Here is a 14,786-nt window from a genome sequence, read left to right on the forward strand (position 1 = left end):
GGCCACCACCATTGGGCCTTGGCATGGGGCAATCCGTGATTGCGACCAACAACGGATGTCATGACGGCAAGGCCTCTTGGAACGCTCCAGCGAGCGCTAACGGTGAAACATCAGAGCGTGATGATACACAAAATGTCTGCCCGCAGACAGCCTCATCTGCGGGCAGGAAAGCGGCGGTCTGCCTAATTCGATTTCATCGACTTGGCGGCCAGAGCAACGGCGATGTAGCTCCAGCCGTTGAAGATCACCGAAATGCCGGCAACAAGCCCGAGCGCCCAGGCCGCGGAAGAGGGCAGTTCCAGCCAGATCATGAGGCCGGCGAGAAGCGACATCAGGCCCGCAAACCCAATCCAGCCCCACCCCTGGTTCGGGCGCAGGCGGTAGGCGAAGAGCAGCTGGCTGATGCCTTGCGCAATGAAGACGGCGGCGATCACGAGGGTCAGTGCAAAGGTGCCGGCCAGCGGGTTCGCGTAGATGACGATGCCGCCGATCACGGCGATGATGCCGGTGATCAGGCTCCAGAGGTAGCGGTTGCCATCCTTGCTCTTGAAGGCCTGGTAGATCTGCAGCGCGCCGCCGACAACGAGCACCGCCGCGATCAACAGCGTCACTGCGACGGATGAAGCGTGAGGTGCTGCAATCAGGATCATCCCGCCGATCAGGAGGGCGATCCCGAGCGCCAGGAACCAAATCCAGTTGTCTTCGATCTTGTCCAGGACGGACTGGGCCGTCTGCTGTGTGTCGCCTGCCATGTTGGCCTCCCCAATGTCTGTGTCAGGTGTCACGATAACGTGGTTGCGACTTATGCGATAGCACCTGATCGATGGCATTTGAACGACCGCGCATGTTGACTTTCGTGTATCTACACATCTATCAGGAGACATGACGGATGATTTTACGCTTTGCATGTTGATGAACGCGCGCCGGGCCGCGCGGGCCGTATCGCGTCGGTATGACCGGCTGGCACGGCCTTATGGCCTGACCGCTGTCCAGTTTTCGGTCATGGGCGCAGTGATCAATGGCGCCGGCAAGACAACAAGCGAACTTGCCGATGGGCTCGGCATGGAGCGAACAACGCTCGTGCGCAATCTGGCGCTTTTGGAAAAGCAGGGGCTGATCAAGGGCGAGCGGCTTGAAAAAGGCAATGGCCGGTGCCACGTGCTGACCGAGCGCGGCGATGCGCTGGTGGACACTTGCCTGCCGATCTGGCGTAAGGCCCAGGCAGAGTTGGCGCAGGAGCTGGGGCAGGCCGAATTCCTGGAGACGGTGCGCGTGCTGCAGCGTCTGGCAGAGGTCGATCAACCTGAGGCCTGAACGTGAGTGAAGACGCAAAAAGCGGGCAGGAAGCAGATCTTTCTGTCTAATATCGTGTATATACACAAGGAGTTTTCCGGTGAACAAGATTGTCGTGACGGGAATGGGCGTGGTGTCGCCTTTGGGCGTTGGCGTGGAGACGTTCTGGGAGCGTCTGAGCGTGGGGCAAAACGGAATTCGCGCGATCACCCAGTTCGATACGGAGCAGCTTGCCTGCAAGGTGGCGGGCGAAGTGCCGGACAAGAGCGAGGATCCGGCGGGTTTCGATCCGGACCTTTATATCGAGCCGCGCGAGCAGAAGCGCATGGACCGCTTCATCCACTTTGCGATCGCGGCAGCCGCGGAAGCGCTGGCGCAGGCCGGTTGGGCGCCTGAGAGCGATCACGACAAGATCCGCTCGGGCACCATCATCGGCACGGGCGTTGGCGGTTTTCCGGCCATGACGGCGGCGGCGCGGCATGTGGCCGAGCGCGGTCCGCGCCGGGTGTCGCCGTTCCTGGTGCCGTCTTTCCTCGCCAATCTGGCAGGCGGGCAGGTCTCGATCCGCCACGGACTGCGCGGTCCTCTTGGCGCGCCGGTGACGGCCTGCGCTGCCAGCCTTCAGGCAATCGGCGATGCGGTGCGGATCCTGCGCAATGGCGAGGCGGATGTGATGGTCGCCGGTGGCACTGAAGCCTGTCTCGACCCTGTGTCGCTCGCAGGCTTTTCCGCCGCGCGCGCCATGTCCACCAAGTTCAACGACGATCCGGCGAGCGCGTCGCGGCCGTTCGACCAGGCGCGCGACGGTTTCGTGATGGGCGAGGGCGCAGGCATCCTTGTGCTGGAAACCGAGGCACATGCCAAGGCGCGCGGCGTGCGGATCCTGGCGGAGGTCTCCGGCTATGGCACGTCGGCGGATGCCTACCACGTGACCTCCTCTTCGCCGGACGGGGAGGGTGGGCTCAGGGCCATGAAATTGGCGCTGGCCATGGCCGGACTGACACCCGACGACATCGGTTACGTCAACGCTCATTCCACCTCGACGCCCGTGGGCGATGCAGCCGAAATCGCGGCGCTGACCACGCTGTTTGAGGGTCGCGGCAAGGATCTCGGTGTTTCGTCCAGCAAGTCCATGTTCGGGCATCTTCTGGGCGCGGCTGGCGCTGTCGAGGCGATCGCCTGCATCAAGGCGCTGGAGACAGGTCTGCTGCCGCCTTCGCGCAACCTGGAACAACCGGATGAAGCGATCGAGCGGTTTGACCTGATCCCCGGAAAGGCCATTCAACGGTCGGTGGATCATATCCTGAGCAATGGCTTCGGTTTTGGCGGGGTCAATGCCAGTGCGGTCTTCTCCAGGGTCTAGAGCGCGAGGCGGATCCAGCCTTGGAAGAAGATTCAGAGTGGTTTTGGCTTGCATGTGTCTCTTAAATGGGATTAATTCCCAAATATGAGAAGTGAGCAAACAGAACCGAACACCCTCGACATGCGGCTTGCCGCGCGGCTGACCGGATTGCGGCAGCAGCGCGGCTGGTCACTGGACGAAATGGCAGAACAGTCCGGCGTCAGCCGGGCCAGCCTTTCGCGGATCGAGCGGGGCGAAACCAGCCCGACCGCCGCGGTTCTGGGCCGTCTGTGCAAGGCGTTTCAGCTGCCCATGGCGGTCCTCTTTGCCCAGGCCGAAGACCGGGGTGCGGATTTTGTCGTCCATGATGACCAGACGCTCTGGACCGATCCGCAAACAGGCTTCCATCGGCGCAGCCTGTCGCCGGCACGTCCCGGATACCGGGGCGCAATGATCTTCGGCGACCTTCCTGCCGGGGCAACGGTCTCTTATGCGGACACGCCGATTCCGGATCTGGAACATCATCTCTGGCTTCAAAGCGGCACCCTTGAGGTGACACTTGCCGGCAGTGCGGAAGGGGCAGATGGCAATGTGACCCATCGCCTGTCAGCCGGTGACTGCCTGCGTTTCAAGCTGAACAGTGCCAACAGTTATCATGCGCCCGGGCCCGATCCTGCGCGCTATCTCCTTTGCGTGGTGACACCATGACGTCTTTTGCTCCCGAAGCTCCCCTGGCGCTTTTGATGGCCCCGGAAGCCAAATCAGAATTGCCGGATCTTGGCGCGGTCCTGCACGCCTGCGTCGCCGATGGCGCCGGGGTCGGCTTTGTCCTGCCGTTCTCGCAAGAGGCGGCCGAAGCCTTCTGGGCCTCACGGCTCGTGGGCATCGAAAGCGGAGAGCGGTTCCTGCTGGTGGCGCGGCTGGAAGGCCGCATTGTCGGCACGGTGATGCTGGAGCTGGCGGCGCAAGACAATGGCCGCCACCGGGCGGAGGTCGCCAAGCTCCTGGTGCATCCGGATGCCCGCCGCAAGGGCCTGGCGAAACAGCTGCTCACTGCTCTCGATGGCTTGGCGATCTCTCTGGATCGAACGCTTCTGGTTCTGGACACGGTCACCGGCGATGTCGCCGAAGGGCTTTACCCCAAATGCGGCTACACCCGCGTCGGCACCATTCCCGCCTATGCATCCTCGCCCCACGGCGACCTCGATGCGACGACCGTGTTCTACAAGCAGCTTTAGCAACAGGCTGTCGATCCCGCCTGTCCTCCGCCACGCCCCACATACACCGCCGTCATCCCCGACTGGATCGGGAACCCATGCCGGAACGGCGCTCCTCGTGAGGCCTGCGCGTGATGTGAGGAAACGGCATGGATCCTATGGTCGGGCCATGGGATGACGGCGGAGGGCGTGGTGGCGTTGGGAGACTTTGGGCGAGGTGGCACTGATTCCTCCTCACACTCCTTTTGATGATCCCGGACAGTTCTCCTCCACCTCAGCGTCATTGCCGGACTTGATTCGGCAATCCATGCCGTGACGGATCTCCTCGGGAGGCCTGTGAGTGGGGTGAGGGAGCGGTATGGATCCCATGGTCAAGCCATGGGATGACGACGGAGAGCGTGGCGGGGCAGAGATTTTCCACCGGGACAAGCACCACTTATCGTTGCAATTTCAAATCGCTCCGGCCAGTCTGCCTTCGGATCAAGGGGCGTTATGGCGGACTTAAAATTCAATCGTGACGAACTTGAAGCGTGGCTAAAGACTCAGCCGCGTGAGGTGTCAGTTGTGATTGCAGCGCGGGCAGCGTTGAGGACCTTGCCGCTTTCGTCGCGGGGTTTGAAACAGGATGCGGGCGTGGATTTTGACCTCCTACTCCCTGTTTTTCGCGCTCTGGCTCTGCCCAGGGCCGCGAGCATCGGACCGACCCAGGGCAGACTGCTTTTGGGTTCAAAAGCCGCCTATGCGGCCTGCACCTATGCCGAAACGACAGTCGTTGCGTCAGCCGCCGCCGCCGCCGCCACCGTTGCTGCCGGCCAGACCGCATTGACGGCGGCCGCTGCCGCCGTCAATGCTACCCGCTTCGCCGCCACCGCCTTCGCCGCCACTGCCGCCGCCAACTCCGCAGACGCCAACGCCCTCCTTTCCGACCGAGAGCATATTGAAACCGGGAGAAGTGTCGCCTCCCTTGCTGCCAAGCCTCTTTGGCATAGCGAACCAATACCCGAAGAGCTTGGCATCTTGTGGAAACGTCTGCGGACCCAATTGCTCGCTCGCAATGAAGGCTGGGACGTCTGGACCGATTGGTACGAGGCCCGGCTTCAAGGCAGCCCGGCCAATCCGGATCTGGAAGTGGCGCGGGTGACCCTGCCGGAAGACCTTTGGGAACAGGGACCGGTGGCTGTCAATGCGCGGATCAGGGAGCTGATTGAGGAGTATGAGCCGGCGATTACTGCGGCAAAGGCAGAGGATCTCGAGCAACGGCCTGCTCCTTATGGGTTCAGCTGGAGAAATGGGCGGATCGAAGCCGAGCCGATGCGCGAGGCGCCTCTTGATCTTTCAATCGCGGAAGACATTCTTGACGAGCTTCGCCAAAAAGGAGCGGCAGCACTCGCGGGACTGACAGGCAATCACGCTGATCCCCGGCTGATCGAAACGGTTTCCTCCTTTCTCGAATGCATTCAGGGCAAAGCCAGCGAGATTCGCGAAGGTCGGCTGTTGATGCGATTTCGGGTGCTTGAGGCTGATGCCGGCGCGTTCGTTGACCCGTCATCCGATCGAGAACGTGACATTCGCTCGATTGTTTCGGATTTCGCGGCAAGCGCAGAGGATCTGATCAGTCTCTATCCGGCCCTGCGAACAATGGAAGCCAACCGGTTGGCGTTGCGTTTCAAGTCTGATGAAACCACCCAGAAAACGTTCCAGCAGACGGTCGAAGAACTGACCGAGATTGCCGAGGCATCGACGCTCGTCGGTGCAAGCGCAATTGAGGCATTGAAAGAAGGCACAGTCGAGCAAGCGTCCCTGACTGAGATCATTGATGGCACTGGCGATGAGAGATCGCGCGCAGAAGCCCTGGAAAAACGGGACATGATCTCTGGTCTGCAGGCGCTGGATGTTCGGAACTTTGTTTCGTCCGGGCTGAAAAAGTGCGGAGATGAACTCGGACCAGTCGTGAGTGAGAGTTGGAATGAGGCCAAGGGAGCTATTCCAAGAGGTGTTGGAAAAGGTGTCGAAGGCGCTGTTTCCGGATCGGTCAAAGTAGGTGTTGCAGCCCTTGTTGCCAGTTTCGCAGGGCCTGTCGCAGGTCTCGGTGTGCTAATTGCCAGCTTCGCTCCCCTGGGCAAACGCGCCGAAAAAGTCAAAGAGGCGGTCGAGGATCAAAAAGATGATCCCGCTGATGATGACGAGCTCGTTGATACCTAAGTGCTGATCATTCAGGACCATCGGGGGCCATATTATTCCGCACCTGGCCATGCCGCCGAGCCTGCAAACGGACTGCAACGCAGCAGCTCGCCCTTTTTATCTTCATTCGCCATACCTTCTGCCGTCATCCCCGACTGGATCGGGGATCCATGCCGTGACGGATCTCCTCGGAAGGCCTGCGCGTGAGGCGAGGGAACGGCATGGATCCCATGGTCAGGCCATGGGATGACGACGGAGAAAGTGGCGGGGCGCGGAGATTTTTATCGGTCAGTTAGCATTCGACCATTCCTCAAACACCTTTTGATCATGCTGGAGCTCTAATCATGTGGCAGGTGGGGGCTTTGGGGTCTGCCTCTTTCCAAAAATCGGTTGATCGGCTAAATCGCTGGCCATGACTAGAAATGCAAATATTCGCGATGAAGCGCGCAGGGTGGATGTGTGCCCGCCGGCTGTCATTTTGTGTGAGCCGCAGCTGGGCGAGAACATCGGCACCGCTGCGCGGGCGATGGCCAACTTCGGCCTGACGGATCTTCGGATCGTCAACCCGCGCGACGGCTGGCCGAGTGACAAGGCGCGGGCAGCGGCGAGCCGCGCCGATCACGTCATCGACAAGGTGCAGGTGTTCGACAGTGTCGAGGCCGCGATTGCGGATCTGAGCTTTGTCTATGCGACCACGGCGCGCTCGCGCGAAGTGCCCAAGCCCGTGCGCGGGCCGGATGAGGCGGCGGTGAAGCTGACGGAGCTTGGCGCCGGGGGGCTTGGCACCGGCTATCTCTTTGGCCGCGAGCGCTGGGGGCTGAACAATGACGAGGTGGCGCTGGCCGACGAGATCGTCACCCTGCCGGTGGACCCGGAATTTGCCTCGCTCAACATCGCCCAGGCGGTGCTGGTCTGCGCTTATGAGTGGCGCAAGACGGCGACGCAGGGCGCACTGCCGTTCCGCCTGAGCGAAGAGGAAAATCCGCCAGCTTCCAAGGAAGATGTGGTGCGTTTCTTCGAGCATATCGAAAGCGCGCTGGACCATGTCACCTTCTTCCGCCCGCCCGAACGGCGGCCGCATATGGTCCGGACCTTGCGCAACATTTTTCAAAAGGCGCAGATGACGGACCAGGAAGTGCGGGCCATGCGCGGCGTTGTGGCGGCGCTGGAAAAGCGGCGCACCCGGCCTCGGCCAGACGAGGGCCGCGATGAAGAATCCGCCGGGGACGACAGCTGAGATGCGCGACCACCGCCCGATCCTGATCCTGGACTCCGGCGTGGGCGGCCTGACGGTGTTGCGCGAAGTCCGCTTCAAGCTGCCGTTCGAAAGACTGGTCTATGTTGTTGATGATGCGGGCTTTCCCTATGGCGCGTGGGGCGAGGAGCCGCTGACTGCGCGGTTGATCGGTCTGGTCGGCGCCTTGATCGAGGCTCATGATCCCAAGGCCATTTTGATTGCCTGCAACACGGCGTTCACGCTGGCGGGCGAGGCGCTGAGAGACGCGTTCCCGGCACGGGTTTTCGTCGGCACGGTTCCGGCGATCAAACCGGCGGCACGGCGCACGCGATCCGGTCTGATTTCCGTGCTGGCGACGCCAGGTACCGTGCGCAGGGCCTATACCCGCGACCTCATCGATACCCATGCGCGGGAGTGCCATGTGCGTCTGGTGGGCTCCGACCGGTTGGCGGCGATGTCCGAAGATCATCTGCGCGGTGAGGATGTTGGTGACGCGGCTCTGCTTGCGGAAATTCAGGACTGTTTCCTGGAAGACGGTGCAAGGCGTACGGACATCGTGGTGCTCGCCTGCACGCATTATCCCTTTCTGGTCAATCGCTTTCGGGAGGTTTCGCCCTGGCCGGTCGACTGGATCGATCCGGCTGAAGCGATTGCCCGGCAATTGGCCCGGGTGGTGGCCGAAGTGGCCGATGCAAGGGACCGGGAGGCGCCGGACACAGCCATCTTCACGTCCGGCACATGCAATGCAGCCAGCCGGCAGCTGATGGCGGGCTTTGGTCTTCTGGTCTGATTGGGAAATCCTGCGGCTGAGAGACCTGCCGGCCGGATGAGACTATGAGTTCAGGCCGCCAGGGTCTTGACGACAAAGCCATCGTCGGAGCGTTTGGCAGCGCGTTTGAGACTGGCAATTTCCGTGTTGATCCGGTCGACCGGCAGGCCCGTCTCTGGTTCCACGGTGATCATGGAAATCGAGCAATCCAGCAGTGCGAAGGTACGGGCCGCGCCGTAGCGGTCTGAGGCCTGAATATAGCCCTGCTTGCGGTGCTCTGGCGCATAGAAGCTTTCGACATCCGACTTGAACGCGCGCTTCAGGGTCAGCAGCCGTTCGGCGATCTCGTCCTGTTCGCCCATCATGAACCCGGCGAAGAAGTCATCGCCGCCGATGTGGCCGCAAAATGTGCCGATGCCGCAAATGTGGCGCTGCATCAGCTCGCTGAACAAGGTGATCACCCGGTCCCCCTGGGGATAGCCGTAGGTGTCGTTGAAGGGTTTGAAATTGTCGAAGTCGAAATAGCAGAAATGGCGCGCCGTGGAGCGGGCGTGGGCGGCCTTGTCAATGTAACGTCGGATGGCGCCATTTCCCGGCAGGCCTGTCAGCGGGTTCTGATCCTGCGCCTCTTCCAGCCGCTTGTCCTGCAGGATCTTCAAGAGAGAGGTCGCCGACAGGAAGCCAGCATAGCGGAAATCCTCGGTAATGATGATGCCGTCCGAACTGAGCGAGGAGGCGAAGGTCACCAGCAGCGTGTCGATGTCCGAGTTGATGTCGGCGATCGGGCAGGAGCGGATGAAATTGTGCAGCGGCAGGTCCAGGGCGAGCTTGTGGCCTTCATCGGCGAAACCGGCGGCGTAGAGATAGGCCTTCAGGTCGCGTTCGTGGATCAGGCCGCGTGGCTCGCTGTTGGTGTCGAGCACTGGCAGAAGGCTGAGGTTCTGGTCTGCAATGAAGAGATCCACGAGTTCGCTGATGGAGGCGCTTGAAGAGACCGAAGGCAGCGTCTGGATGCCTTCCTTGATCTTGCGCTCTTCCTCGGTCTTCTTGTTCTGCGCCAAATCAGTGCGGATATGATCGTAGAACAGCCTGGCATGGGATTTGTCGGTGAAGGGTCGGGCGACATAATAACCCTGAACAAGGTCGCAGCCCGCATCCCGGCAGGCCTTGAACTCGCCCTCGGTCTCCACACCGCCAGCGATGACGCGGGCGCCAAGGACATGGGCGAGATTTGCGACGGTGGTCACGAAGAGCTTCTGCCTCGGATCCTTGTCGATGTCCTTCAGGAAAAAATGGTCGATCTTAATGTATTGCGGTCCAAGATCATGGATCAGGCGCAGTTCGGAAAACCCCTGGCCGAAGTGGTCGAGCGCCAGCATGAAACCGTCGCGTCGCAGGTTCTTCAAAATGTGATCCGAAAGACCTGATTGGTTGTCCTGATGGTTTTCGGACAGTTCGAGGCAAATCTGGCTGGGATCATGGCCGTTGGCCCTGACGATGGCTGTTAGGTCCATACGCGGATCGTCAGCGAGCCCCAGACCACGTCCATCGACATTGAAAAAGAGCTTCGAGCCGCAAGCCTTCTGGAATTTCCGGTGGTACTCCAGCGCCATCATCAACAGCTGCGGCTCAAGGTCTGCCAGGTAATTGTGCTGCGCCGCGTGGTTAAGCATGTCCGCAGGGCTCGAAAAGCCCAATTGATCGACATTCCTAATTAATGCCTCGTGACCGTAGACCACGCCGGTGTCGAAGTCGACGATGGGCTGAAAGGCATACCGAACGGCGTCGAGAGTCCGCGCAACATATTCGCTATCGCCGGCGAGATAAAATTCACCGACCTCATCTATCTGCTGATGAGTTGTTTCCATTGACGATCTCCGGATCGAATCCAGGCGCGGGCAGTCTAAAAAGAAAGTGTTATGCGGTCCCAGAAATTACCTAGCGTGAACTTACGAAGCCATAGTGAAAAATTACAATTAAATTTTCCCTAATAAATGCATTGATTCACGCATTAAGTCCTTTTGGTTGTATTTGCGATCTCTTTGAACAATTCTAAAAACTGCAGAATTGCGCAAAAAAGTCTCATTCTTTCGAGATGAAGAATGGAGATGCAAGTTATAAGTGCTTTTTTGTAAGTTGCTCTTTTGTGTGTCTGCCGCTCATTCTCTGCTGGCAATTGACATTCGGGCCGGTGTTCGGTAGTACCGCGCGATCTGTAGAAGGAGACTTTTGCAGGTATCACGCACCCGTGGGTTTTCAGCCGGCGCCGTCTAGCTGAAACCCTGTCGATCCACCGGCTTGCCGGAAGATAAAGGAGGGCGCGTTTCCTTGAAGAAAAACAACGCGTTATACAAAGGAAACCGCGATGTCAAAGCGCCACAGCGTAAAGCATAAACTCGACCGTCGTATGGGCGAGAACATTTGGGGCCGTGCCAAGAGCCCGGTCAACAAGCGTGAATATGGTCCTGGCCAGCACGGTCAGCGCCGCAAGGGCAAAATGTCCGACTTTGGTGTGCAGCTGCGCGCCAAGCAGAAGCTCAAGGGCTACTACGGCGACATTTCCGAAAAGCAGTTCCGCAAGGTTTACGATGAAGCGTCCCGTCTGCGCGGCGATACTTCCGAGAACCTGATCGGTCTTCTGGAGCGCCGCCTCGACGCGATCATCTATCGCGCGAAGTTCGTTCCGACTGTTTTTGCTGCTCGTCAGTTCTGTAACCACGGCCACGTCAAGGTCAACGGCAAGCGGGTCAACATCCCGTCCTACCGTGTTCGTCCGGGCGACGTTGTCGAAATCCGCGAAAAGTCCAGGCAGCTTGCTCTGGTTCTGGAAGCTGTTCAGTCTCCTGAACGCGACGTTCCTGACTACCTGGACGTCGATCACAGCAAGATGACCGCGTCCTTCTCCCGCGTTCCGGCTTTCGCCGATGTGCCGTACCCGGTGCAGATGGAACCGAACCTGGTCGTCGAATTCTATTCGCGTTAATCCATTTCCCGTTGGGGATCTGGAAAGGCCGCGCCTCTGGCGCGGCCTTTTTTTATTGTGATCCCACGCTTATTGCTTTTTCTCTTTCGAACACCCGGTTTTCCTTACATCTGGCCTCACCGCGAAGACTGGCCTGAGAACATCTTGCAACATTAATCGAATTGCAGGCTCTCAGCGTACATCATCAGGTGTCTGTCTAACTCTTGAAAGGCAGAGGCGGATATCGCCGCACTCAAAGACGCTTGGTGAGCAGATGAAGATCAGCACTTTAACAAATTGGGCTTACGCGATCACCGTTGGCCTGACGTTCTTCTCAGGGCTCGCCTTCATCCTGTCCATCTATAAGGCGGAAGAGGAGAGGGCGGTTGTTGAGGTGCATTTGGCGCTTTCCAATCTCGGAACGCAGTTGGAACTCGATGCGGAACTGAGAGCCGATGAAGCCCGCCTCTTTGTGATGCGTGGTGATCTCAGTCACCTTGCCGCCTTTGAAACCATCAATGAGGAAGAACACCGTCTGGAGGAGCAGGCGCGCCATGTCGAAGACTACGGCGGGACGCCAGAAGAGCTCGCATTATTGAACGAAATCAATGCGCTCATCGATGATCTGGAAGTGCTTGAGAAACAAGCGATTGAAACATACCAGTCAGGGGACGCTGCGGGTGCGCGCGATATATTGTTTGGCGATACGCATTACAAACAGCACCTTCGTTTGATTGAGCAGATCAAGGGCTTCTCTCAAGCGGTCAATGCACGCACCGAGCTGGCGTTGCAAAAGGCAACATTCCAAAGTGACCTTTACAACATTGTTGCGCGGGTTCTTTTGGGCCTTACAGCGTTGTTGTTTCTAGGTGTTCTCTATTTCATCTTGCGGCGCAGAGTGGCTTTGCCGCTGACGCATATGTCTTCGATTGTACGTCGCCTGGCCAAGCAGGACTTTGCGGTTGAAGTTCCCGATGATAGCCGCAGAGATGAAATTGGTGATCTGAGCGATGCGATCCGGGTCTTTCGGGAAAACGGCTTGGAACGCGAGCGTTTGGATGCCGAACGCAAACGCGATCTGAAGATGAAAAGCTTGATCCTCGAAATGATGCGCCGGATGCAGGCGTGTCAGGAAATTGAGGAAATCGCCGATGTCGTTGGGCGTTTCGGGCCGCAAATTTTTGCCGATCTCGGCGGAGGTTTTTACCTGTTCAACGAAACCAAGACGGAACTCTGGTGCGCTTCTCAGTGGCAAATGCCGGAAGGTCTGCCTGAGCGTTTTGAACCGGATGCGTGTTGGAGCCTCAGACGTGGTCGGGCACATCTAAGTCTACCGGGTCAAAAAGACGTCGACTGCCAGCATTTTGCGACCTCCCACACGACTGATTTGTGTATCCCGCTTATGGCGCATGGAGATGCGCTCGGTCTGTTGATGTTCACATCGCTATTTGATGATCGAACCTCGATGGACGACTACACCGCATATCTGGGGATGATCGCGGAAAATGTTGGGCTCGCCCTGGCCAATTTGCAATTGCGCGAACGGCTCAGGAAGATGGCTATCTGTGATCCTTTGACCGGCTTGTTGAACCGACGGTCTCTAGACAAGGCGCTCGCGACTTTCAGCAGAGAGAAAGGCGATACGCCACTCACCTGTCTGATGATCGACATTGATCACTTCAAGCGGTTTAACGATGAATTTGGGCATGATGCTGGTGACGTGGTTATCGAGACCTTCGCCGAAATACTGAGCGATACCGTCGGCGACCGTGGACTGTGCTATCGATACGGCGGTGAGGAATTCTCAGTGCTGTTGACAGGCGTTTGTCCCGAAGAAGCATATGAAATTGCGGAACATATTCGCACCCGCACTGCCACGACATCACTCTCCCATTCCGGGCGGATTCTCGGCACGATCTCGGTATCGATCGGATTGGCAGATACGCGAGACAGCGGGACTTTCTCCACCGTCAGGACACGTGCGGATGTTGCCCTTCTAAGAGCCAAAGAGCTGGGACGGAACCGTACGGTATCTGATGCGGATTTCGCAGTCGATCAACGGGCAAGCTGAAGCGAGCCTGGCTAAGGCGGCGCCTGCATCGTTCTTGGTTGCTTCATGCATTATATAAACCCTTGATAGAAAGTGCTTCCCTTCCTGTTTTCCCTAAGGCAAGCTTGACCTGTTGGCTGAGTGAAGACTGAGCCGACTGGGAGGAAAAGGGGAGGAAAACATGAGAAGACTGTATTTAACAGGTCTGGCTGCGATGCATGTCGTCCTTTGGGGAGGGGCTTCGCACGCCGATGACGTGCAATGCGAGGCGTTGAACGAGGTGGTTCTGAGCAGCGGTTTCGTGACCAGCGCCAGAACCGTTGCGGCCTCGGACGGTCTGCCATCCTATTGCGAAGTGCGTGCGCGGGCGTTGCCGGCAATTTCCATTGAAGCGCGATTGCCCCTGGAAGGCTGGAACGGCAAATACTATCAGGCAGGCTGCGGAGGCTTTTGCGGCATTCTCGGCCGTGCGGATAGTGGCAAAGGCTGGATCAATGCCATGCGTCCGGGCCTGGAACGGGGCTATGCCACGGCAACATCTGACAGCGGACATCACGGACTTTCGGTCGTTGATGCAGGGTGGGCAGACAACAATCCGCATGCAGAACGGGACTGGGGCTGGCGGTCCATCGGTGAAACCAACCGGATCGCACGTGCTCTTATTTCGGCGTTCTATGGCCGGGAGGCAGAGCAGGCGGTGTTTCAAGGGTGTTCCACCGGCGGTCGTATGGCCCATGTTGCAGCCCAGCGTTACCCGGACATGTTCCAGGGGATCATCTCGGGCGCCCCAGCGATGGATTACTCCGGGCTTGTGGGGACCAAGATGAGCTGGCTGATGCAGGCCAACACGGGAGAGGAAGGCGAGCAGATCCTGAAACCGGGCAAGGAAAAGCTGATCGGAGATGCGGTCATGCGGTCCTGTGACGGCCTTGACGGGGTGGAGGACGGTCTGATTTCCGATCCGCGCCTATGCAAGGCGGATCTGTCCGAACTCTTGTGTGAAGGGGCTTCGTCGGATCAGTGCCTGACCAAGGCCGAGCTGGGTGTGATAGCGAAATGGCGCCAGCCACCCGTGAATGCGGCAGGCGAGGAGCTGTATCCGGGCGGTATTCCCGCCGGGTCTGAGCCTTTCTGGGGATTGTGGCTGACAGGCTTCGAGAAGGGCGGCGGAAAGCTCGTGAATGCTTTTGCCAGCAATTTCGGCGCCTACATGGCCTTTCCTGAGGATCCGGGAACTGGCTGGTCACCGCAGGGCTTCGATTTTGAGACCGACCCTGAGCGAATGAAAACGGCGGCAAGTCTCTACAATGGCGACAACCCGGACCTGTCTGCCTTTATCGAAGCCGGCGGGAAGATGATCGTCTGGCACGGCTGGTCGGATGCGATCGTGACGCCGTTCAAGACGGTGGATTGGTATGCCAAGGCGTCAGAGGCAGCTGGCGGGGAAGATGTCCTCAAGCAGAATGTCGCCCTGTTTATGGTGCCAGGTGTTGATCATTGCGGCATTCAGAGCGGACCTGCAGGCGTCACGCAGATGGATCTGGATCCAATGACGCCGCTTGAAGCATGGCTTGAGACCGGTGATCAACCGCAGACGATCATGGCGGGGAAGTAGCACGTATCCGTGTCCTGGCATGGACCGCCGGCAAGGGTCGGCGGTCCAGCTTTGGCCCGGCTGCAACCAGTCGGGGCACTTGGATCACTCCTAGTGCGCGTGCATCTCCTCAACGATCTG

12 protein-coding genes are annotated in these 14,786 nt (G+C 59.0%); 10 read left to right on the top strand and 2 right to left on the bottom strand.

The window, feature by feature from the left end; translation table 11 throughout:
- Positions 1-182: 182 nt before the first annotated feature.
- On the bottom strand, positions 183-752 hold the full coding sequence (locus tag IG617_RS09350) for an HdeD family acid-resistance protein (RefSeq protein ID WP_192108946.1): 570 nt from the start codon (positions 750-752) through the stop codon (positions 183-185).
- 130 nt (positions 753-882) lie between these two features.
- Here IG617_RS09350 and IG617_RS09355 point away from each other — a divergent pair, with 130 nt between their 5' ends.
- The 7 genes from IG617_RS09355 (at position 883) to murI (ending at position 8,060) form a co-directional block, all read left to right on the top strand.
- Positions 883-1,314, top strand: a complete 432-nt coding sequence (locus tag IG617_RS09355) for a MarR family winged helix-turn-helix transcriptional regulator (protein WP_192108947.1) — start codon at positions 883-885, stop codon at positions 1,312-1,314.
- Positions 1,315-1,393: 79 nt separating this feature from the next.
- A complete protein-coding gene (fabF, locus tag IG617_RS09360; RefSeq protein WP_192108948.1) occupies positions 1,394-2,656 on the top strand; it encodes a beta-ketoacyl-ACP synthase II in 1,263 nt (420 codons plus the stop codon).
- An 84-nt stretch (positions 2,657-2,740) separates the two neighbouring features.
- The gene (locus IG617_RS21795; RefSeq protein ID WP_192108949.1) at positions 2,741-3,343 is read left to right on the top strand and encodes a helix-turn-helix domain-containing protein; all 603 of its coding nucleotides are present in this window, start codon (positions 2,741-2,743) and stop codon (positions 3,341-3,343) included.
- Positions 3,340-3,873 carry a GNAT family N-acetyltransferase gene (locus IG617_RS09370; protein WP_192108950.1) on the top strand — a complete coding sequence of 178 codons (534 nt, stop codon included), beginning with the start codon at positions 3,340-3,342 and terminating at the stop codon, positions 3,871-3,873. Before IG617_RS21795 ends, IG617_RS09370 begins: the two co-directional genes overlap by 4 nt.
- A gap of 612 nt (positions 3,874-4,485) precedes the next feature.
- Entirely contained in the window at positions 4,486-6,054 is a 1,569-nt protein-coding gene (locus tag IG617_RS09375; protein WP_192108951.1) for a hypothetical protein, read from the top strand.
- Positions 6,055-6,445: 391 nt separating this feature from the next.
- Positions 6,446-7,270, top strand: a complete 825-nt coding sequence (locus IG617_RS09380; RefSeq protein WP_192108952.1) for an RNA methyltransferase — start codon at positions 6,446-6,448, stop codon at positions 7,268-7,270.
- The gene (murI, locus tag IG617_RS09385; RefSeq protein ID WP_209008374.1) at positions 7,242-8,060 is read left to right on the top strand and encodes a glutamate racemase; all 819 of its coding nucleotides are present in this window, start codon (positions 7,242-7,244) and stop codon (positions 8,058-8,060) included. The genes IG617_RS09380 and murI overlap by 29 nt, the downstream gene beginning before the upstream one ends.
- Before the next feature lie 50 nt (positions 8,061-8,110).
- Here the strand turns inward: murI and IG617_RS09390 are convergent, their stop codons facing one another.
- Positions 8,111-9,907 carry a GGDEF domain-containing protein gene (locus tag IG617_RS09390; RefSeq protein ID WP_192108953.1) on the bottom strand — a complete coding sequence of 599 codons (1,797 nt, stop codon included), beginning with the start codon at positions 9,905-9,907 and terminating at the stop codon, positions 8,111-8,113.
- 497 nt (positions 9,908-10,404) lie between these two features.
- On the opposite strand from IG617_RS09390, the gene rpsD reads away from it, so the two are divergent.
- The 3 genes from rpsD to IG617_RS09405 all read left to right on the top strand — a co-directional run bounded on the left by rpsD (position 10,405) and on the right by IG617_RS09405 (position 14,666).
- A complete protein-coding gene (gene rpsD, locus IG617_RS09395) occupies positions 10,405-11,022 on the top strand; it encodes a 30S ribosomal protein S4 (protein WP_153768462.1) in 618 nt (205 codons plus the stop codon).
- A gap of 253 nt (positions 11,023-11,275) precedes the next feature.
- Positions 11,276-13,072, top strand: coding sequence for a diguanylate cyclase (locus IG617_RS09400; protein WP_192108954.1), 1,797 nt, complete (start codon positions 11,276-11,278; stop codon positions 13,070-13,072).
- A gap of 160 nt (positions 13,073-13,232) precedes the next feature.
- Positions 13,233-14,666, top strand: a complete 1,434-nt coding sequence (locus IG617_RS09405) for a tannase/feruloyl esterase family alpha/beta hydrolase (RefSeq protein ID WP_209008375.1) — start codon at positions 13,233-13,235, stop codon at positions 14,664-14,666.
- Positions 14,667-14,786: the final 120 nt, after the last annotated feature.

Origin of the sequence: Roseibium polysiphoniae (assembly GCF_014842925.1) — a bacterium.
GTDB lineage: Bacteria > Pseudomonadota > Alphaproteobacteria > Rhizobiales > Stappiaceae > Roseibium > Roseibium polysiphoniae.